Origin of the sequence: Polaromonas aquatica (genome assembly GCF_050626995.1) — a bacterium.
GTDB classification, from domain to species: domain Bacteria; phylum Pseudomonadota; class Gammaproteobacteria; order Burkholderiales; family Burkholderiaceae_C; genus Polaromonas; species Polaromonas aquatica_A.
On sequence record NZ_CP192467.1, the window covers coordinates 3174472 to 3195004 of the forward strand.

Sequence of the window (20533 nt, forward strand, 5' to 3'; positions counted from 1 at the left end):
CAATGTTTTGTTCAGTCGACTTTGATTTGCGAACGTTCGGCCAAAGCTTTCATGCGCGTAATTTCCGCTGTGACCATGCCAGCCCAATCGGGAATGGCGGCATACCCGGGCTCAAAGCCGGCCGCCTTGAGCTTCTCTATTGTCTCGGGGTTGGCCATCAGCGTCGCCAGCGCTTTTTCAAGCCGCGCCTTCACCGGGGCTGGCAGGCCCTTGGGTGCGACCACGGCCAGCCACGCATTCATGTCGACGGCGGGGTACCCGGCTTCGGCCATGGTTGGCACATTCGGCAGCAAGGCCGAGCGTTTGTTCATGGCCACGGCCAGGACGCGCACCTTGCCGGCCTTCAGTTGCGGTGACGCGGCCACCACGGTGTCGAAAGAAACCGGAATCTGTCCGCCCATCAGGTCGGTCATCAGGGGCGCTGAGCCCTTGTATGGCACGTGGGTCATTTTCAGTCCCGTTGCCGTATTGAACATCGCACCGGCGAAATTGGAACTGGTGCCGTTGCCGAAGCTGCCGTAGAGGTATTTGTCCGGGCTGGCTTTCGCCGCGGCCACGAGTTGCCGCACGTCCGTTGCCGTCACTGACGGATGCGCCAGCAAGGCCAACGCCACCGAGCCGACCATGCCGATGGGCTCAAAGCCCTTGACGGGGTCGTAGCTCAGCTTGGGCTGCAACGCCGGGTTCAGCGTGAACGTGGAGTTTGAGCTCACAAGCAGGGTGTAGCCGTCGGGTTTGGCGCTCGCCACCGCGGCCGCGCCAATGGCGGTGCCGGCGCCCGGCTTGTTTTCGACCACCACGGACTGGCCCAACTGGTCCCCCAATGCCTTGCCCAGGATGCGCGTCAGCACATCGGCCGCGCCCCCAGCCGGGAAGGGTGCTACTAGCGTGACGGGGCGATCAGGAAAATCGGCGGCTTGGGCCGGCCCAACCGTAGCGGCAAGCCCGCAGGAAAAGAAGGCGCTGGCGATCAGCGTGCGGCGCATTGCTTTAAAGGACATGTGTTGCATGGTAGGCCTCGTTGAAGATTGGATCAATCGGAAGTGGGAAAGTGGGTATGTGGAGAGGGAGAGATTCTGAAAAGCGGTTCCAGGGTTAACGCAACCGCGCAGGTGACAACCTGGAGGCATCGACGCCTTGCCGGGCCAACTCTTCGGGCAGTGCCGCCTGGCGAATCAGGGCGTCGGCCAGCGCGCTGGCGCCTGCCGCGCTCTGGATGCCGTAACCGCCCTGCGCTGCGAGCCAGAAGAAGCCGGGGCATTCGCCGTCGTTCCCTATCACCATTTCCCCGTCGGGCACAAAAGAACGCAGGCCGGCCCAGGTGCTTGCGGGCCGGCGTATGGTGAGGGTCGACACGCTTTCAATCTGGTGTATGCCCATGGCGATGTCGAGTTCCTCGGGCACCACGTCGTGTGGCACTGTAGCGTCGGCATTCGCAGGCGAGCCCAGCAACTGGCCAGCGTCGGGCTTGAAGTAATAGCTTTCGTCCACGCCCACCACAGCAGGCCAGTGCGAGGCGTCCACGCCCTCGGGCCCCTTGAAGGTGAAGGCGCTGCGCCTGTGCGGCACCAGACCTATGGGCCGCGCGCCGAACACGGCGCCCAGCTCGTCGGCCCAGGCCCCCGCGGCATTTACCACGGTGCGCGCGCGCAGCGTCCGGCCGTCAGCTAGTTCCACGGTCCAGCAGCGGCCGTCGTGCGTGGCCCGGGTCACGCCCGCGCTGGTGCGCACTTCGCCGTCGGCGCCCGCCTTGCGGCGAAAGCCGCGCAGGAACCCCTGGTGCAGGGCATGCACGTCCAGATCCTGCGCGCCGGCGTCGTACAGTGCGCCGTGCACCAGATCGGGACGCAGGCAGGGCACGTGGGCCAGTGTGGTGCCGGCGTCCAGGGTCGCCAGGCCGGTGCAGCTTGGCGACAGCTCCGTGCGGGTGTGGGCCAGTTCCTTTTCCTGGCCGTGGGTGGCGAGGTAAATCACGCCGCGCGGCTGCATCAGGTCGGGTGCGAAGCCTTCGGGCGGCTGCTCGTAGAAGGCGCGGCTGGCGCGCGTCAGCGCCCGCACCATGGGCGGGCCGTAGCTTTCCATGAACATGGCGGCAGAGCGGCCCGTAGAGTGGTAACCCGGCTGGGACTCGCGCTCGAGCAGCGCGACGCTGCGCTGCCCGGCCAGGCGCCAGGCCAGGGAAGCGCCCGCAATGCCGGCGCCGACGATCAGGATGTCATATTCTTTCATTCACTCTTTCACCAAATTCTCGCATTTGAGAATTCTCACATGCGAGAATCATGCCTGTCCAGCCGATTTACCGGGTTCCGGCCTGATTTGCACCAAACAAAGGGAAAACACCATGGCCCCACGTCCTGCCCGCCCGCCCGCTGCCGCCCCTGAAGCGGACAGGGTGCAACTGGGCTTGAGCCTGCGCGCGCACCGCAAGGCGCGACGGCTGACTCTCAAGGACTTGTCCGGGCGTTCCGGCGTGGCGCTGTCCACCCTGTCCAAGATGGAACTGGGCCAGATTTCGGTCAGCTATGAAAAGCTGGCCGCTGTGGCCCGGGCGCTCTCGCTGGACGTGGGGCAGTTGCTGGATGCGCGGGTCGCGTCGCCTCAGCCTGGTGCGGCCAGACCCGTGGTGGTCTGGTCCGATGCCGGCGATGCGCCGGCCTACAGATCGGGTAACTACGACTACCGCGCGCTGGCCGCCGGTTTTCCCGGCAAGCGCATGACGCCGATGCACGGCCGCATCCTGGCCCGGGCGCGCGACCAGTTCTCCGATTTCGTCCGGCATCCGGGGCAGGAGTTCCTCACAGTGCTGTCGGGCCGGGTGCGGATCGAATTCGAAACCGGTGAAATCATCGAGGTGGGGCGCCACGAGTCGGCTTACTTCGACAGCGGCGTCGGCCATATCTATCTTTCCCTGAGCCGCAGCGATGCCCAGGTGCTGGTGGTGATGACCGAGTAGCCGCGGCATCCGCGCATTGGCTTATGTAGGGCCGGCCGGGGGAGACTGAAAGCCGGCGCGATGCCGGACGACGTCATGGCCGCTCTCAGCCAGGTCCCAGAAAATGCCCGTCATGATCTGCAGGCCCTCGCGCGCCACGCTGCCCAGCAGGTGCTCATTGGGGGCGTGCTGGCTGCAGGCCGGGTAAGAGTGCGGGAACCACAGGGTTGGCAGGCCGAGTAGTTCGGCAAAGACATCGTTGGGTAGTGAGCCGCCAAAGTTGGGCAGCAGTGAAGGGACTTTTCCGGTACTGCGCTGGATGGAATCCAGGCCCCACCGTACCCAGGCGTCATCGGGATCAAGCCGGGTGGCCGCCATGGGCTCGCCTTCGGGCTGTACGTCGATGTCGTCGAAGCCCTGGGCGAGAAGGTGTTCGCGGATATGCGCCACAAAATTACCGCTGTCACTGCCCACGACGAAGCGTATCTGGCATAGCGCAAAGGCGTGGCCGGGAATGGCGCCGACAGGTGCGTCGGGGTTGCCGGTCTTGTAGGCCAGCACTTCCACGGTGTTCCAGCCGTAAACCCGCTCGGTGGGTGTGAGGCCGGGTTCACCCCAGTCGCTATCGATGGCCGGGTCACCCGGATCGCCCCCGACGGTGATCGTCTGCAGGGCATCCCTGACGTTGGCCGGCAGTGAGGCAGGCAGCAGCCCCTTGACCAGCACGCGCCCTTTGGGGTCCACCAGGCTGGCGATGGCGTGGGCCAGACGTGTGCCGGCGTTGCGCAGCAGGCCGCCCCAGTTGCCGGAATGGTGGCCGCCATCCCGCAAGTGCGCCCGCAGGCTGAAGTTGAAAAAACCGCGCGAACCCAGGAACAGGGTGGGGCTGGAGGCGGCCACGCGGGGACCGTCGGATGCAATGAATACGTCGGCGGCCAGCGCCTCCTGGTGCAGGGCGCAGAACTCGCGCAAGCCCGGCGAGCCGGTTTCTTCACCGGTCTCCATGACGATCTTGACGTTGTAGCCGAGCTTTCCGCCGCGCGCGGCCAGCACCTGCGCCAGCGCGACGAGGTTGATGGTGTGCTGGCCCTTGTTGTCCGCGGTGCCGCGGCCATACCAGCGGTCTCCTTCCACCGACACACGCCAGGGGTCAAGGCCCTGGCGCCATTGCCCTTCCTGGCCGCGCACCACGTCGCCGTGGCCGTAGGTCAGCACGCTGAAGGCCGCGTCGGGCTCGCTACGTGTAGCCAGCAGGAAGGGCCCGCCCCCGGCATACGGGTTGTCAAGGATGCGGTGCGTGAATCCGAGCTGCGTGAGTTGAGGCGCGATGTGTTCGCCCAGGTAGGCGTGCAGCACCGGTCCACTGGCCGGATTCTGGCTTTCGGTCCGGACGGCGACGCGGCGCGACAGCGCTTCGAGGAAATGGCCGTCATCGAAATAGGCGGCCGCCCTGGCCAGTGCATCGTCTCTGCTCATGGGTCGGAAGGGTGAGAAATGCGTGGGGAGCGTTTTATTCCGAGCGGATATTGGCGCGCTGTGCAGTGGCGCGCATGCGGGGAAGGTCGTGGTCTATCAAGGCCGCAACCGCGGCGGCCGGGGCGTAAGCGGGTTCCAGGCCGCTGGCCAGCAGCTTGTCCCTGACCTCCGGGTCGGCCATGGTGTTGGCGAGCGCCAGTTCAAGGCGAACCCTCACTTCGCGCGGAATGCCCCGCGGCGCCACGATGGCGAGCCACGAGTCCGCGTCGAAGCCCGGGTAGCCGGCCTCCGCGACAGTCGGCACATTCGGCAGCAAGGTAGAGCGCCTGGCGGCGGTCACGGCTATCGGCTTGATCTTGCCGGCCTTGATGTGCGGCAGCGTGGCCGCGACCGTGTCCAGGGAAAACGGGATCTGCCCGCCGACCAGGTCGGTGATGGCGGGCGTACTACCTTTGTAGGGCACATGCTCCATCTTCAGACCCGTGGCGTTGAGGATGAGTTCACCCGCAAAGTGGCCCGTGGTACCGGTGCCGAACGAGCCGTACATGTACTTTCCCGGCGACGCCTGCACGGCCGTGATGAGCTGCTTGATGTTGGCGACAGGCACCTGCGGATTGGCCACGAGGATCAGCGGCACGCGCGCCGTCAGCGCGATGGGCTCAAAGCTCTTGACGGGGTCGTAGGGAAGCCTGTTGTTGATGGCCGGGTTGACCGTGAACGTCGAGCCCGAACTGATGAGCAGGATGTAGCCGTCCGCCGGAGCTTTGGCCACATAGCCGGCGCCCACGATGGTGCCACCGCCGGCGCGGTTTTCAATGACGACGGGCTGCCCCAGCCGTTCACCGAGCTTCTGCCCCACCAGCCGGCCCACGATGTCGGTCGCGCCGCCCGCAGGGAAAGGCACGACCAGCGTGATGGGTTTGACCGGATAGGCCTGCGCCCAGGCTCCCGTTGCCGCCAGCATGGCCAGCAACAGTACGGAAAGGAAACGAAGGGACTTTAGGGCTGGCTTCATGGCTTGCTTTCATCAGGAAAAAATCAAAGGCTCTGGGTCAGTGTGAATGTCGGTATCGGTGTCGGTGGCGTGTCAGCAGTGATCGATCGGTGGATCGATCACCGCTGCGGTGGGGGGCGGGTCACCGCGGCTCTTTCAGCCGTTGCGAAACAGGAAGCTGTAGGCGTTGAGCGCCGGGACACCGCCAAGGTGGGCATACAGCACCTTCGAGCCTGCCGGGAACTCGCCCAGGCGCGTCTTCTCGATCATTCCGTGCATGGACTTGCCTTCGTAGACCGGGTCGGTCAGCATGCCTTCCATGCGGGCGCACAGGCGGATGGCTTCCAGCGTTCCCTCGTTCGGCAGGCCGTACTCCGGACCGCCGAAGCGGTCGTCCAGCACGACGTCCTTGGCTGTGATGTCGCGGCCCAGTTCGACCAATTCCGCCGTGCCCTTCGCGATGCGCAGGATCTGGTCAAAGGTCTGCTTGGGTTTGGCCGAGGCGTCGATGCCGATGACCTTGTCGGCGCGTCCATCCGCCGCAAAACCCACCACCATGCCGGCCTGCGTGCTGCCGGTCACGGAGCAGGTCACGATGTAGTCGAACTTGAAGCCCAGCTCGGCTTCCTGCTGGCGCACTTCTTCGGCGAAGCTGACGAATCCCAGTCCGCCGCGCGGATGTTCCGAACAGCCGGCCGGGATCGGGAAGGGTTTGCCGCCGGCTTTACGTACGTCGTCCATGGCCTGCTCCCAGCTGGGGCGTATGCCAATGTCAAAACCGGCCGCGTCCAGGCGCACGTCGGCGCCCATGATGCGCGACATCTCGATATTGCCCACGCGGTCATACACCGCGTCGGAATAGTTCACCCAGTTCTCCTGGACCAGCACGCACTTCATGCCCAGGTGCGCCGCCACCGCTGCCACCTGGCGCGTCTGGTTGGACTGGATGCCGCCAATGGACACCAGCGTGTCGTAGCCGCCTTCCAGCGCTTCAGGAATGAGGTACTCGAGCTTGCGCGTCTTGTTGCCGCCGAAAGCCAACCCGCTGTTGCAGTCCTCACGCTTTGCGAAAAGCTCGACCTTGCCGCCCAGGTGGGCGCTGAGCCGCTTGAGTGGCTGGATCGGCGTGGGGCCGAAGGTCAGTGAGTGGCGGGGAAATTTCTTGAGATTCATGCAAATGGCTCCTGGGTTTAAGGCGGATATCCAGGCATCGAGACTGGCGAATAAAGACGGCATGCCCACCCCTTTCTTCAATTGCTCTATCGATGCTCCGATGAAGCCAATACTAAAAACAAATGGCAAAATGGTGGTTGCAAAGTTTCCCTAAAATTCAAAACTAAGGTGTCTTTAGAGTAGGTATTTATGATATTTATTTTGTAAAAATCAGAATGAGCACAATAAAATTACGCGCAAAAAGCACCGAACCAGCTTCCCTCAGGGAGGCGCTGGACCGTACAGACCGGGCGATTCTCAGGACGCTTCAGCGCGATGCCTCGGTGTCCAACGTGGCGCTGGCGGCCAAGGTGAACCTGAGCGCACCCGCATGCCTGAGGCGCGTGGAGCGGCTCAAGGAGCTGGGGCTGATCAAGGGCGTGGTGGCACTGCTCAACCCGCACCTGCTTGACGTCGGCATGCTGGTCATGATCGGCGTCGTGCTGGACCGGTCAACACCCGAGTCGTTTGCCAATTTTGAAAAGGCGGCGCAGACGGTGTCGGGCTGCATGGAATGCCACGTCGTGACCGGCGAGTTCGATTACTTCATGCTCGTGCGAACCCGCGACAACGACAGCTTCAACCGCCTCCATGCGGAGCAGCTGCTGTATCTGCCGGGCGTACGGCAGGTGCGTACCTTCATGGTGCTCAAGCAGGTGCTCTCCACCACGCAATTGCCGATCTAAGTGCCGGTCTAGTGCTGATCCAGTGCTGGTCAGGCTGAGAGCTTTTCCCAGCTCAGGTCAAACTTCAGCAGGTACTTGCGCAGCCTGTCGGCGTCGTTCACCACGCTGCGCTGCGTGCGCGAGACATTGAACAAGGCCCGCCCGGCATCGCTGAGGGACGCGCTTTTGTGGCACACCTCGATCACGGCCTGAAGCTGCAGCTGGTCAAAATAATCCAGCGTGTCCGCGGCGCTGCCCATTAATTCGGCGAGTGATACAGCGGCTTCGCCGGTTTCCTGCTCCGTCGCCTGCCACTGCCAGCGCAGCCGCGCGATCTCGGCTTCCACCAGGCCTACACCGATGCGCCCGTTGTCGCCCAGCGTGGCAAGGCGCGTGATCGATGCGCTGAGGTCACGAAAATTACCGGTCCAGACAGCTTCACCCGACTGTGCGAAGCGCAAATAAGCGGCGCGCGCTTCGGTGGTCATGCGGATCTTGCGGCCAAGGTCTTCGGAGACCAGCATGAGCTGGTGGTCCATATTTGGCTCGATGTCTTCGCGGCGCTGGGAGAGGCCGGGCAGGGTGTAGGTCCAGAGGTTGATGCGCGCAAACAGGTCTTCGCGAAAACGCCCGCGTGCCACCTCCAGGCGCAAGTCCTTGTTGGTGCCGGCAATCAGCTGAAAGCTGCTTTCAGCTTCCTTGTCTGCGCCTACGGGCAGAAAACGTTTTTCTTCGACAGCCTTGAGCAGCATGGCTTGCTCGTCCAGGCCCAGCTCGCCGATCTCGTCGAGAAACAGCACGCCCTTGTCGGCCGTGCGCAGCAGGCCAGGGCGGTCGCTGGCCGCGCCGGTGAACGAACCCTTCTTGTGGCCGAACAATGTGGAGCCAGCTCCGTCGCCATGCAGCGTCGCGCAGTTCACGTCGACAAAGTTGCCGCTGACCTGGTGGCGTGATTTTTTTAGTTCGAAGATGCGCCGCGCCAGCATGGACTTGCCTGCGCCCGTGGGCCCGGTCAGCAAAATGGGCGCTTTGCTTTGGACGGCAATGCGCTCGATCTCCTCAATCATCGTGTTAAAGCGCGTGTTGCGCGTGGCAATACCGCTTTTGAGGAAGGACACGGCATCCTGGTGCGCCACCGCCAGCCGCGCATTGATGGCGTCGTAGCGTGAGAGGTCCAGGTCGATCAACTCGTAACTGCCTGCGCCCTGGCCTTGTCGGCCACGTGGCGGCGCCGTCTGCAACAGCACGCCGGGAATAAAGCGGGCCTCGACCAGCAGGAACAGGCAGATCTGCGCCACGTGCGTGCCGGTCGTGATGTGAGCCCAGTACTCCTCGCGCTCGGTGTCGAAGGCGTAAGCGCCCATCCAGTCATACAGCGCGCCGTAGACCTCGCCGAAATCCCAGGGATTGGCCAGGTTCATCTCGACCAGTCGGACCTCGGTGCCGGGCGAGAGCTGCACGACGTCGTCGCGCACCCGCTCGGCCAGTGCCTTGTTGCGCGCGTCGTGCATCAGCTCCAGCCGGTCGACGACCAGGTCTTCATGTTGCGCGATGGAAACCGTGGGCCGCCATTTCTCCCAACGCGAAGTACTCAGGCCCGAATCCAGTTGAGTACCCAGAAAACCTATCACGACCTTTTTCTTCATCTTTCTAATGTACTAGCTTTAAAGATAGAAAAATAGGAATCTTGATGCTTGTAGTTCGGAGGAAATTTGCGGTGAACAAGAAAAATAACCAATCAAATCAACCCACTTCCGATTTGGCGAAAAGCTTTTGGGCAAGCTGGCACGGCGCCTGCAATAAAGAGGATGTCAGATGAGAAAGTTGTTCGCTCACAAGCAGGGGTTTCCGGAAAACCGGGCCCCGCTGGTGCAGGAAGCCCCGGGTTGTCTTGGGTCTCCTGTATGCCGCGACAACCGATGCGCTGGCACCAAGGCATGTGGTCAAGGGGCGGCTCGGATAGAGGAGCCGCCCCGCTGGGTTCGATTCCCGGGTGCCATTGTTCTGTAGCTCAGAAGGTAGAGCATCGTGCTAATCACACGACTGTCGCGGGTTCGATTCCCGCCGAACGCTGACGTAAAAAATCAGCTTATTGGAAGTGAGACGTGCCGCGAGTGGGAAAAGTGGATGCAAGGTGCGACGGGAAACCGCCGCGGCTTGCGGGGCCAGAACCCACCGGCAACAGTGGCCAGTGCGAAGGTACTGCGACACCGGACAGTGAAGACGCCCGGCGTGACATCGAAGGATTCACGTCGAGGTTCCTCACCCGAAAGTGCCCGCACCCCAAGTCCGCCACTGTTGCCGGTGCGGACTATTGGTTTGTTGAATTGAAAAAATAACGCAAAAGAATAAGGAAGAAGAAAAATGTTTGGATTAAAGCAATACAAGATCAAGAAAAACGAACGCGGCCTGCTGCTGCGCAATGGCGATTTCGAACGCGTGCTGCAGCCCGGTAAACACTGGGTGTATACCGGCGCCGACCAGGTCCGCGTGGAAACCTTCGCGATGGAGCAGGCGGCTTTCACGCACTGCCTGGCCGATTACTTCATGGCCAGGGAGCCCGCTGTTGTGGCCCAGGAATTTGTGCTGGCCGCGCTGTCGGATTCGCAGGCAGGCCTGCGCTATGAAAACGGCTTGCTGGTCGAAGTGCTGGCGCCCGCAACCCGCAAGCTCTACTGGAAGGGCCTGAACGACATCCGTATCGACGTGGTCGATATCGACCAGGGTGTGGCGAACAGCGAAAAGCTGCCCGCCGGCCTCGTGGCGACTCTGGGCCAGACGCAACTGCGCCAGCGCCCGGTGAAGGGGCTGGACGGCGTGCTTCTGGTGCAGGTACCTGATTTCCATGCCGGCGTGTTGACGCTGGACGGCAAGGTAGCCGGGCTGCTAAGCGCAGGGGCTTATGGCTTCTGGCGCTACGGCCGCAAGGTTGACGTCGAGTGCATCGACCTGCGTTCGCAGGCTTTGGAAGTCAGCGGGCAGGAAATCCTCACCCGCGACAAGGTGAGCCTGCGCCTGAACCTGTCGGCCACCTGGCGCTATGAAGATGTGCTGAAGGCTTTTGCCCAGTGGGGAAAGCCGTCTGAGCAGATCTACCGCGAACTGCAGTTGGGTCTGCGCGTGGCTGTAGGAACCCGCACGCTCGATGAGCTGCTGGAGAACAAGGCCGCACTGGATGACGTGATTGCTGAGCACACCCGTGCGCGGTTGGCAGGCGCCGGCCTGAAGCTGGAAACCCTGGGTGTGAAAGACATCATCCTGCCCGGCGAGATGAAGGCCATCCTGGCGCAGGTGGTGGAAGCCGAGAAGTCGGCCCAGGCCAATGCGATCCGCCGCCGCGAGGAAACCGCCGCAACGCGTTCGTTGCTCAACACGGCCAGAATCATGGAGGACAACCCGATTGTCCTGCGCATGAAGGAGCTGGAGACGCTGGAGCGCGTGGCCGAGCGTATCGACAAGATCTCCGTGTTCGGAGGCCTTGATCAGGTGCTCAACGGGCTGGTGAAGCTGCGTTGAGCTATTGAACGAGAACAAGGGCGCGCTGGCACAGAAGGGAGCGCCACTGCCAAAAATGTTGATTGCCGGCAGGCCGGGTAACACCGGGTGCGGCGGGCAAGCCGGTTGACGGGCAAGGTTGAGGATGCAGGTGCTGGCTCCGATGACGGGTCTGTCACTGGCGCGCGTTTCCAACAGTCAGCTGGGCCACAGGCGTAAAACACCGTGGTCGCCGTATTGATGCGGGTTCGAATCCCGCCGCGTCCACCAAAATTGAAGCCGTGAAAAGAAGTAGATGAAAACGAACAAGAATCTGCCGGAACTGTCCAGAGCAATGTGTGATGCTGCGAGCAGGCTTGTCACCGACGCGCAGTTGGCAGACTTCACCGCGCTGTTCGCGCGCGTAGCCCCGGCCTATGCCGAACGCTGGGTCTCGCTATTGCAGGGCAAGCCGGAGAAATGGCGAAAAATCCTGCCTTGGCGTGTTTGGCCTTGCGACGTGTACGAAAGCCTGCCGCCGCGCATGGAGTGGGCTGCGATGGTAGACCAGGCGATAAGGTTGGCGCAGGCGCGCAAGGTGCGCGAAGTGCATGTGCTGGCCTGTGGCCATAGCCGTGAGAGTGTCGAAACATTGGCGCTTTCGCAGCTCAGGGCACGTTTGTGCTCGTGCGAGCGGGGCTCCGAAGGGGCCTTGCTGGAGGGCTTTGTATCCCTCATACCGGGCCAACTGGCCCTGGCTACCAACCACGAAGGTGGGTGCTGGTTGATCGATTTGGAACGGATGACGACAAAGAATTAAAAAGAGAGAAAAAATGAACTATCAACAACACGAAGTCACCGGCGGTGTGCCGGTAAAGATGTGGACCAACGGCGTGCCGGTGGAAGCCCAGGCCCTCAAGCAGCTGGAGAACTCCGCGCGCCTGCCCATCGTGTTCAAGCACGTGGCCGTGATGCCCGACGTGCACTACGGCCTGGGCGCCACCATCGGCAGCGTGATCCCGACCTTCAAGGCCATCATTCCGGCGGCGGTCGGCGTGGACATCGGCTGCGGCATGATGGCCTGCAAGACCACGCTGCGCGCTGAAGACCTGCCCGACAATCTCGGGCCGCTGCGTACGGAAATCGAAAAAGCCGTGCCGCACGGATCCGCGCCCAAGACTTACCGCCGTAACGGCTCGGTACGCGAAGTCGGGGCCTGGACGAATCCGCCGGGCGCGGCCGATGCGGCCTGGGGCCAGCTGGTGGATGAGTTTGAAGCGCTATGCCTGGACTATCCGCGCCTGAAGAACACCAACAACCACCGCCACATGGGAACCCTGGGTGGCGGCAACCATTTTGTCGAGGTGTGCCTCGACGAAAGCGGCGGGGTGTGGATCATGCTGCACAGCGGTTCGCGTGGGGTGGGCAATGCCATTGGCACCCACTTCATTGAACTCGCCAAGAAGGACGCGGAACTGCACCAGCGCAACCTGCCTGACAAGGACCTGGCTTACCTCGAAGAAGGTTCGCAGTACTTTGGCGACTATGTGCGCGGCGTGGGTTGGGCGCAGAAGTTCGCGCGCCTGAACCGCGAGGTGATGATGCAGGCGGCCATAGGCGCGCTGCGCAAGGTGATCAGCAAGCCCTTCGAGACGCACCTGGAAGCGGTGAACTGCCACCACAACTATGTGCAGAAAGAAACACACTTCGGGCAAGAGGTGTTTGTGACCCGTAAGGGCGCCGTGAGCGCCAAGGCGGGAGAGCTCGGGATCATTCCCGGCAGCATGGGTGCCAAGAGTTTCATCGTGCGCGGCAAGGGCAACCCCGACAGCTTCATGAGCTGTAGCCACGGGGCTGGCCGCACCATGAGCCGTACGCAAGCGAAGAAACAATTCACCGTGGACGACCAGATCAAGGCGACCGAAGGCGTTGAGTGCCGCAAGGACGCCGACGTGATCGACGAGATCCCGATGGCCTATAAGGACATCGACGCCGTGATGTTGGCGCAGAGCGACCTGGTGGAAGTGGTCTACACGCTCAAGCAGGTGGTGTGTGTGAAGGGATAGTGATCGACAGCTGCGCCAGGACAGCTGAAAAAAGGAACATGTGATGAAGAGCGGGAAGCAACGGCGGGAGGAAATCAAAGCCAGGCGGTTGGTACGCCTGAGCGCCGCGCGGGCATCTAACCCATCTATTCCGACAAAGTCAGTGCCTTTGGGCGGCGTGGCGGTGGACCTTGCGCAACTGGCGCACAACACCACCTGGAGTGCGCTGCCCTCGTTCTACATCGACACGCCCTTTGTCTGCAAGGATTGCGGCGGACACGAGATATGGACGGCCAAGCAGCAGAAGTGGTGGTACGAAATTGCCAAAGGCCGTATCGAGACCCGCGCCGTGCGTTGCCGTCCTTGCCGTCTGCTGGAGCGTGCGCGGGTCGAAGAGGCGCGGCGCGTGAGCCAGGCGGGTTTGGCATTGAAGATGGAAAAGAAGAACAATGAAAACTGAAGTTAAAAACATGATTGAACTCGATGGCTCGCAGGGCGAAGGCGGCGGGCAGATTCTGCGCACGGCGCTGGCCCTCAGCCTGGTGACTGGCAAGGCGTTCCGCATGGACAACATCCGTGCCAAACGGCCCAAGCCGGGCCTGATGCGCCAGCACCTGGCCTGCGTGAATGCAGCTGTGGCGGTAGGTGGCGGCGCTGGCCAGATCTCTGCTGTCAATTCCGCCGGCGAGGCCGTGCGGATTGGTGAAACCACGCTGCTGTTCACACCCGGCGAGGTGCGTGCGGGCGACTATGAATTTGCCGTCGGCTCGGCGGGCAGCTGCATGCTGGTGCTGCAAACCGTGCTGTGGCCGCTGCTGCATGCCAAGGCGGCCTCCACGCTGCTGCTCAGCGGGGGGACACACAACCCGATGGCGCCGTCGTGCTCTTTTCTGACCCTGCTGGCGCCGTATTTCGCCGGTAACCGGCAGGTGTTGTTTGAGATCGAACTGCGCCGCCATGGGTTTTATCCGGCAGGCGGCGGAGAGGTGCGCGTGCGCCTGAGTCCGCCTGCGCAAGGCTTCGCGCCTATCGATCTCATGGAGCGCGGCGAGCTGCTGGAGTCCTATGCCGAGTGCCTGCATGCCGGCCTTCCCAAAGGCGTCGCTGAGCGCGAGCTGGCTGTGCTTCGGCAGGGGCTGGGTTGGGACGAAAGCCGCCTGCGCAACCGCGGGCTGCGCAGCAACGAAGGGCCGGGCAATGCGTTGGTGGCCGTCCTGCGCTATGAACACATCACCGAGGTCTTTGCGGCCTATGGCGAAAAAAGTGTCAGTGCCGAGCAGGTTGCACGCCGCGTGCTGCAGGAGGTCAAGGACTACCTGTCGCACCAGGCGCCAGTGGGCCCACACCTGGCGGATCAGCTGATGATTCCCATGGCACTGGCGGGCCTGCAGGGCAAGGTGGGCCGCTACTGGGCGACAGAGCTTACCGAGCACACCCGCACCAACGCGCGGACCATTGAGGCCTTCCTGCCTGTGAAGTTTTCATACGAGCCATGCGATGGCGGAACGGTGATTTCACTGCAGGTGTGAAGGGGGCTTGGTCATTTCCGGGCTGGTACATGCCCATATGAAAAACTGTCGTGCAGTTGGCGTTTTAGTCCCAGACCCTAGAAGCTTTACAGTATGGGCTGGTCGTACGAGGAACCTGCATGTCCAATGGCAAAAATACACTACCATCCGGCGCCCCCGACAAAGCCCAGATCGAGAACTCGATCGAAAAGGTCAACCGGCAGATCAAGATTCTGCGGGCCTTCAAAATATCGGTGACACAAACGGGCTGGGATTCGAGCGTGGAGTCCCTGCAAAAGAAAGTCAACACCACATTGGCTGACGCCTTCGGCACGGGCACAACCGAGTACCGTCAATTCGCCGTGACGATCCAGGACTTCTTGCTGGACAAAACTTTCGGTGACCGATTCTCGGATGACGAACGTCAGCAAAAGGTCAAGCAGGGGATAGACCTGGCCATCATGCGGACGAATGCGGCGAAGAAACTATTGAATGACTTCCTCAATGGCATCGCGGTGCCGGAGCCAAAACCGGTGTCACCGCCGCCAGCACCAACACCCGCACCAACACCCGCACCCGCACCCGCACCCGCACCTGCACCTGCACCTGCACCTGCACCTGCACCTGCACCTGCACCTGCACCTGCACCTGCACCTGCACTGCCGCCACCGCCTGTGCCTGTGCCTGTGCCTGTGCCAGCGCCAGCGCCAGCGCCAGCGCCAGCGCCAGCGCCAGCGCCAGCGCCGGAACCGGAACCGGAACCGGAACCGCCTTCCGCGCCTACACCTTCCACTCCAGCGAGGATGCCCATGTCCAAGACCGATTCCCCTTCCTCTTCTGCCGTTGCGTCCCCAGCCGTTTCCGGCTCTCGCGTAGCTATCCTTGGGCTGGGCGGCGATGCCGTGGGTGACGCCTGCGAGTTCGTGGAGCAACTGGGACTGGAGGCGGCCATACTCGACGCCGTCTCCATCGACCAGCTCGAAGGCCTGCGCAATGTGGCGTTTTTGCTCCTTCTGCCGGGTAACAAATCCAACGCACCCGATGCCATGCTGGCCATAGGCTTCATGCTCGCGGCGATAGGCCGCGGCCGCATTGCCTGCCTGCTTTCTGAAGACGACAACTTGCCGGACGTGCTGAAGGGCGCGACCAGCATTTCGGTCGACGAGGAAGGCTTGTGGCGCCTGTTGCTGGCACGCGAGATGAAGCGCGCCGGCCTGGAAGTGGATTTGAACCGGGCCGTGTAATTGCCCCGATTTAAGCTGCCTTCTTGACCCACAGCCGCTGCGGCCCGGCGCCCCTGTCGCCCAGCTTGTCATAAGGGTTGCGCAGCCTGCACTTGTCGATCGACAGGCAGCCGCAGCCTATGCAGTCGTCCAGTGTGTCGCGCAGTTTTTTGAGTTGCGCCATGCGCTCGTCCAGGTCTTTGCGCCAGGCGGCCGACAGGCGCGCCCAGTCTGCCCGGCTGGGCGCCGCTTTGGCGGGCAGTGTGGCCAGCGCCGCCTCGATATCGGCCAGCGCAATGCCCACCCTCTGCGCCACACGCACAAAGGCCACGCGCCGCAGCATCTCTCGCGCATAGCGGCGCTGGTTGCCGTCGGTGCGGTTGCTGCTGATCAGCCCCTTCGTCTCATAGAAATGCAGCGTAGACACCGCCACGCCGCTGCGGCGTGCCATGTCGCCGACTGAAAGTGTGGGGGCGAAGCCGGCATCTTCCAGTTTTGTGCTCATCAGGCGCTCCTTGAAATGTTTGCAGATAGTCCTTGACCTCAACTTTACTTGAGGTCTTAGGCTGCTGGTTCCGGTGCTCAATCCCGGCCTGCAACTTTCAAGGAGATTCCTCAATGCCCGATGTCCTTCACACCGATGCATCCGCGCCTGTCTTTCGCGTCGATAAATTTGTCGTACCCGCAGAGTCGCTTCCCGAGTTCGTCGCGCAATTGCGCCGCGCCCATCAAATCCTGGCCACGCTGCCGGGCTGCCAGCAAAAACACGTGCTGACGCAGACGGGTGGCGATGGCCAGTTCAATGTGGTGACGGTGGTCGAATGGGCCAACGCCCAGGCGGTGGCCTCGGCGCAGGCCGTGATGCAAGGGAGGTTTGAGGAGGAGGGGTTTGACCCGGCCACCTTCCGCCGAAAGCTGGGCGTACGGGGTGACTCGGGGTTTTACAGCCGGGTTTGACGTCAGCGCTCAACGCGGCCAAGTGCCGCCAGCACATGCTCGGCTGTCGCCGGTGCCTCCAGCAACACGCACTCGCCTGGCTGCGCGGCGGAAGCCACCGCATCCCGCAAAGCCTCATACACGCTGATTGCCAGCATCAGCGGCGGCTCGCCGACGGCTTTGCTGCCGAAGACGTTGTCTTCGCGGTTGGGTTCGGGCCACAAATCGACCTTGAAGTGTTCGGGCACGTCGCCGGTCGCGGGGATCTTGTAGGTGCTGGGGGCGTGCGTGGTGAGCAGGCCCTTGTCGTTCCACACCAGTTGCTCGGTGGTAAGCCAGCCCATGCCTTGTATGAATCCGCCTTCGATCTGGCCGATGTCGATGGCCGGGTTGATGCTCGTGCCCACGTCATGCAGGATGTCGACTTTCAGCACGCGGCTTTCGCCCGTCAGTGTGTCGATGGCGACTTCCGTGCAGGCGGCGCCGTAGGCGAAGTAATAAAAAGGCCGGCCGGTGAGGGTGGTCTTGTCGTAGTGGATTTTGGGCGTGCGGTAAAAGCCGTCGCTCCACAGCTGGATGCGGTTGGCGTAAGCCAGCTTCACGACCTCAGTGAAGGGCCGAGCACCTGCGGGCGTGATGACTTCGCCGCCTTCAAAACGCACGGCGCCCGCGCCGCAGCGGTCCAGACCTGCCACAAACTGCGCCAGGTTGTCGCGCACATTGCGTGCGGCGTATTGGGCGGCGCGGCCATTCAGGTCGGTGCCGGCAGACGCCGCGGTGGCCGACGCGTTCGGCACCTTGCTCGTGTCGCTGGCCGTGGCCAGCACCTGCCCAAACGGCACGCCCAGCTCGTCGGCCACGATCTGCGCGACTTTGGTGTTGAGCCCCTGGCCCATTTCGGTGCCGCCGTGGTTGACCTGTACGCTGCCATCGGTGTACACATGCACCAGCGCGCCGGCTTGGTTGAAGAGGGTGGCGGTGAAGGAAATTCCGAATTTCACCGGGGTGATGGCGATGCCGCGCTTGATCACCGGGTTGCGTTTGTTCCAGGTAGAAATGGCCTCTCGCCGGCGTCGGTATTGTGCAGTCTGCTCCAGTTTTGATAGCAATGGATTGAGGATGTTGTCCTCGACCTTCATCTGGTAGTGCGTGACGTCGCGCTCTCCGATGCCGTAGAGGTTGCGTTTACGCACCTCCAGTGGATCCAGCCCCAGCGTACGCGCGATGTCACCCATGATGGTTTCAATCACGATCATGCCCTGCGGCCCCCCGAAGCCACGGAAGGCCGTGTTGCTTTGCGTGTTCGTCTTGCAGCGGTAAGAGGCGATCTCTACGTCTTCGAGGAAGTAGGCGTTGTCAGCGTGGAAGACCGCGCGGTCCGCCACCGGGCCCGACAGGTCGGCGCTGAAGCCGCAGTTGACCGCCATGGTCAGCTTGAGCCCGCTGAGCCGGCCAGTGTCGTCAAAACCCACGTCGTATTCATAGGCAAACGGATGCCGTTTGCCGGTAACCATGAAGTCGTCGTCGCGGTCCAGCCGCAGCTTGACTGGGCAATGCAGCTTGTGGGCAGCGACGGCGGCCCAGACGGCCATCTGGCCTGACTGCGTTTCCTTGCCGCCAAAGCCGCCGCCCATGCGCCGGCATTCAACCCGCACCGCGTGGTTGGCGATATCCAGTGCGTGCGATACCCAGTGCTGGATTTCGCCCGGGTGTTGGGTGCTGGAGTACACCAGCCATTGCTGCTGTTCCTGCGGCACCACGTAGGCAACCTGGCCTTCGAGGTAGAAATGCTCCTGGCCGCCGACTTCGAGCGTGCCGCGCAGTGTGTGCGGGGCATTTTTCAAGGCGCTTGCCGCATCACCGCGTTTCACAAAAACCGGCGGCAATACATAACTCTCAGCTTTGAGTGCGTCATGCACGGTCAGCAGGGCAGGCAGGGGCTCGATCCTGCACACTATCTTGCGTGCGGCGCGGCGCGCCTGCATGACGGTATCGGCCACCACCACGCCAATCACCTGGCCGATGTGCTGCACCGTGTCTTGGGCAAACACCGGTTCGTCGTGTGAGAAGTTTCCAAGCACCGGGTCGCCCGGAATGTCGCGCGCCAGGATCACATCACGCACGCCCGGCATGGCCAGCGCGGCAGTGGTGTCAACGCCCAGCAGCTTGCCGTGCGCAACGGTCGAAAGAATGGGTGCCGCATGCAGGGTGCCGCGCACTTCCGGGATGTCATCGATATAAGTGGCAGCGCCGGCAACTTGCGCGCGCGCGCTTTCATGCGGTGTGGAGCGGCCCGCTGCCTGCACGCTGGCAGGCTTGCGGGCCAGCGATGCTTTTTCAGTGGGGCCGGCTTCAGACGCCTTGTCGGCTCGGGCATTGGCCGATTGCACGTCCGGGTCGGCCATCGCATCGCGGCTGGGGGAGATGTCTTTCGCGGCAGTCATGCGGCTTCCTCCAGCCGGAAGCTGGCCAGGTTGATCTGTTGCAGGCCCTGGCTTTCGAGCCAGTAGCGCTGCAGCAGGTTGCCCAGCACCTGGCTGCGGTAGGCGGCACTTGCCCGCATGTCTGAAATAGGCGAGAACTCGGCGCGCAGCGCCGCCATGGCGTGCTGCACGGTGGCCTGCGTCCAGGGTTGGCCCCTCAGTGCCGCCTCGGTCTGGATGGCGCGCACCGGCGTCGCTGCAACGCCGCCCGCACCAATGGAAGCGGTGATAACGGTGTTATTTTTAATCTGCAGGTTGATGGCCAGGCAGACGGCAGAGATGTCGTCGTCGTAGCGCTTGGAGATTTTGTAGACCTTCATGGCTTCCAGCGGCTGCGGCTTGGGCACCTTGACCCAGGCCAGAACTTCGTCAGGCGCCATCACGTTTTTACGGTAGCCGGTGTAAAGCGCTTCCAGCGGCATTTCGCGGTGGCCGCGCACGCTCATCAAAACGATGTTGGCGCCGAGCGCAATCAGCAAGGGCATGGAGTCGCCGATCGGCGAGCCGTTGGCAACATTGCCGCCCAGCGTGCCTGAGTTGCGTACCGGCAGGCCGGCAAAGCGGGCTGCGAAGTTGTGCAACTGCGGTCGGTCTTTGACCAGTGCCGCGTAGGCGTCAGCCAGGGTCACGGCCGCGCCTATGGCGGTGTGATGCGGGTAGTCTTCGATGCGGCGCAGTTCCCGTACTTTGGTGACGTCCAGCACCTTGTCAAACTGCATGTGCTGCTTGGTGACCCACAAGCCAACATCGGTGCAGCCGGCCACCAGCTGGGCGTTGGGGTGGGCGGCGCGGGCCTGCAGCAAGGCTTTCAGCGTGGTGGGTGATTTGTAAGCCAAATCGCCCTCCCGCCCAAGAGGGACGGGCGCAAGCAGCTCCAATTTTTGTAGCAAACTCGCCTCGTCAATTTGCACCGAAGGCAGGCTGCCCATGGTCTGCGCAGCCTCCAGGATGGGCCGGTAGCCGGTGCAGCGGCAGAGATTGCCCGAGAGTTCTTCCTGCGCCAGCTCACGCGTGATGGGTTCGCCCCTGCAGACGTGGTTTTGGTACATGCCAAACAGGCTCATCACGAAGCCGGGGGTGCAAAAGCCGCATTGGGAGCCGTGGCACTGAACCATAGCTTCCTGGGCAGGGTGCAGTGTTGGTTTGGTGTCTTCTCCCACGCCAGCAGGGGCCGCGGAACCGGCTTTGCCGGGCCGCAGGCGCAGCGCCCCCTCGGGGGGCAGCGCATTACACGAAGCCGAAGGCGAAGTGAAAAGCGTGGGGGCAATATCCTCTACTGTCCACAAGGCCAATCCGTCTATTGAATGCGCCAGGCGAATGCAGCTGTTGATGGCGCGGTATTCAAGCTTGCCGCCTGCCGCCTCGCCCAGTACCACGGTGCAGGCACCGCAGTCGCCTTCGCCGCAGCCCTCCTTGGTGCCGGTGCAGGCCAGGTCCTCGCGCAGCAGCTCCAGCAGGGTGCGGCTGGGTGGTACATTGCTGACGGAAACAACTTCACCCCGCCTGACGAAGCGGATGGGTCTGGAAAATGATGGGACAGCCATGCTTCAGGTTAAAACAGCCTTGCTGCGGCCGGCATACAAAA

At 62.8% G+C, this 20533-nt stretch carries 18 protein-coding genes and 1 tRNA gene; 10 read left to right on the forward strand and 9 right to left on the reverse strand.

Annotated features, from left to right (window positions below):
* Positions 1-11 precede the first annotated feature (11 nt).
* On the reverse strand, positions 12-1010 hold the full coding sequence (locus ACQ4MS_RS15200) for a Bug family tripartite tricarboxylate transporter substrate binding protein (RefSeq protein ID WP_431095470.1): 999 nt from the start codon (positions 1008-1010) through the stop codon (positions 12-14).
* 85 nt (positions 1011-1095) lie between these two features.
* Positions 1096-2229, reverse strand: a complete 1134-nt coding sequence (locus tag ACQ4MS_RS15205; protein WP_431095471.1) for an NAD(P)/FAD-dependent oxidoreductase — start codon at positions 2227-2229, stop codon at positions 1096-1098.
* A gap of 112 nt (positions 2230-2341) precedes the next feature.
* Here ACQ4MS_RS15205 and ACQ4MS_RS15210 point away from each other — a divergent pair, with 112 nt between their 5' ends.
* Entirely contained in the window at positions 2342-2953 is a 612-nt protein-coding gene (locus ACQ4MS_RS15210; RefSeq protein ID WP_431095472.1) for a helix-turn-helix domain-containing protein, read from the forward strand.
* A 21-nt stretch (positions 2954-2974) separates the two neighbouring features.
* On the opposite strand, the gene ACQ4MS_RS15215 is transcribed toward ACQ4MS_RS15210, so the two are convergent.
* The 3 genes from ACQ4MS_RS15215 to ACQ4MS_RS15225 form a co-directional block, all read right to left on the reverse strand.
* Positions 2975-4408, reverse strand: a complete 1434-nt coding sequence (locus tag ACQ4MS_RS15215) for a M20 family metallopeptidase (protein WP_431095473.1) — start codon at positions 4406-4408, stop codon at positions 2975-2977.
* A gap of 34 nt (positions 4409-4442) precedes the next feature.
* Entirely contained in the window at positions 4443-5423 is a 981-nt protein-coding gene (locus ACQ4MS_RS15220; protein WP_431095474.1) for a Bug family tripartite tricarboxylate transporter substrate binding protein, read from the reverse strand.
* Between the two features lie 135 nt (positions 5424-5558).
* Entirely contained in the window at positions 5559-6575 is a 1017-nt protein-coding gene (locus ACQ4MS_RS15225) for a 1-aminocyclopropane-1-carboxylate deaminase (protein ID WP_431095475.1), read from the reverse strand.
* A 215-nt stretch (positions 6576-6790) separates the two neighbouring features.
* Between ACQ4MS_RS15225 and ACQ4MS_RS15230 the strand changes: the two genes are divergently transcribed.
* Positions 6791-7300, forward strand: coding sequence for an Lrp/AsnC family transcriptional regulator (locus ACQ4MS_RS15230; protein ID WP_431095477.1), 510 nt, complete (start codon positions 6791-6793; stop codon positions 7298-7300).
* Between the two features lie 29 nt (positions 7301-7329).
* Here ACQ4MS_RS15230 and rtcR read toward each other — a convergent pair whose 3' ends face one another.
* Positions 7330-8925, reverse strand: a complete 1596-nt coding sequence (rtcR, locus tag ACQ4MS_RS15235) for an RNA repair transcriptional activator RtcR (RefSeq protein WP_431095478.1) — start codon at positions 8923-8925, stop codon at positions 7330-7332.
* 355 nt (positions 8926-9280) lie between these two features.
* Between rtcR and ACQ4MS_RS15240 the strand changes: the two genes are divergently transcribed.
* From ACQ4MS_RS15240 to ACQ4MS_RS15270, 7 genes are all read left to right on the forward strand, one after another.
* A tRNA-Ile gene (locus ACQ4MS_RS15240) sits at positions 9281-9352 on the forward strand.
* 291 nt (positions 9353-9643) lie between these two features.
* Positions 9644-10795, forward strand: a complete 1152-nt coding sequence (locus tag ACQ4MS_RS15245; RefSeq protein ID WP_431095479.1) for an SPFH domain-containing protein — start codon at positions 9644-9646, stop codon at positions 10793-10795.
* A gap of 274 nt (positions 10796-11069) precedes the next feature.
* Positions 11070-11573: a hypothetical protein gene (locus ACQ4MS_RS15250; RefSeq protein ID WP_431095480.1), complete on the forward strand. Its 504-nt coding sequence runs from the start codon at positions 11070-11072 to the stop codon at positions 11571-11573.
* 13 nt (positions 11574-11586) lie between these two features.
* Positions 11587-12819: an RtcB family protein gene (locus ACQ4MS_RS15255; protein WP_431095481.1), complete on the forward strand. Its 1233-nt coding sequence runs from the start codon at positions 11587-11589 to the stop codon at positions 12817-12819.
* 43 nt (positions 12820-12862) lie between these two features.
* Entirely contained in the window at positions 12863-13258 is a 396-nt protein-coding gene (locus ACQ4MS_RS15260) for a zinc-ribbon domain containing protein (RefSeq protein WP_431095482.1), read from the forward strand.
* A gap of 10 nt (positions 13259-13268) precedes the next feature.
* Positions 13269-14327 (forward strand): RNA 3'-terminal phosphate cyclase, encoded by a 1059-nt coding sequence (gene rtcA, locus ACQ4MS_RS15265; RefSeq protein ID WP_431099600.1) that lies wholly within the window; start codon positions 13269-13271, stop codon positions 14325-14327.
* A 119-nt stretch (positions 14328-14446) separates the two neighbouring features.
* Positions 14447-15550, forward strand: a complete 1104-nt coding sequence (locus ACQ4MS_RS15270) for a hypothetical protein (protein WP_431095484.1) — start codon at positions 14447-14449, stop codon at positions 15548-15550.
* Positions 15551-15560: 10 nt separating this feature from the next.
* Here ACQ4MS_RS15270 and soxR read toward each other — a convergent pair whose 3' ends face one another.
* Positions 15561-16034: a redox-sensitive transcriptional activator SoxR gene (gene soxR, locus ACQ4MS_RS15275; protein ID WP_431095485.1), complete on the reverse strand. Its 474-nt coding sequence runs from the start codon at positions 16032-16034 to the stop codon at positions 15561-15563.
* A 113-nt stretch (positions 16035-16147) separates the two neighbouring features.
* On the opposite strand from soxR, the gene ACQ4MS_RS15280 reads away from it, so the two are divergent.
* Positions 16148-16486 (forward strand): antibiotic biosynthesis monooxygenase, encoded by a 339-nt coding sequence (locus ACQ4MS_RS15280; protein ID WP_431095486.1) that lies wholly within the window; start codon positions 16148-16150, stop codon positions 16484-16486.
* Positions 16487-16488: 2 nt separating this feature from the next.
* On the opposite strand, the gene xdhB is transcribed toward ACQ4MS_RS15280, so the two are convergent.
* Positions 16489-18909: a xanthine dehydrogenase molybdopterin binding subunit gene (xdhB, locus tag ACQ4MS_RS15285; protein WP_431095487.1), complete on the reverse strand. Its 2421-nt coding sequence runs from the start codon at positions 18907-18909 to the stop codon at positions 16489-16491.
* A complete protein-coding gene (gene xdhA, locus ACQ4MS_RS15290) occupies positions 18906-20492 on the reverse strand; it encodes a xanthine dehydrogenase small subunit (RefSeq protein ID WP_431095488.1) in 1587 nt (528 codons plus the stop codon). The genes xdhB and xdhA overlap by 4 nt, the downstream gene beginning before the upstream one ends.
* Positions 20493-20533: the final 41 nt, after the last annotated feature.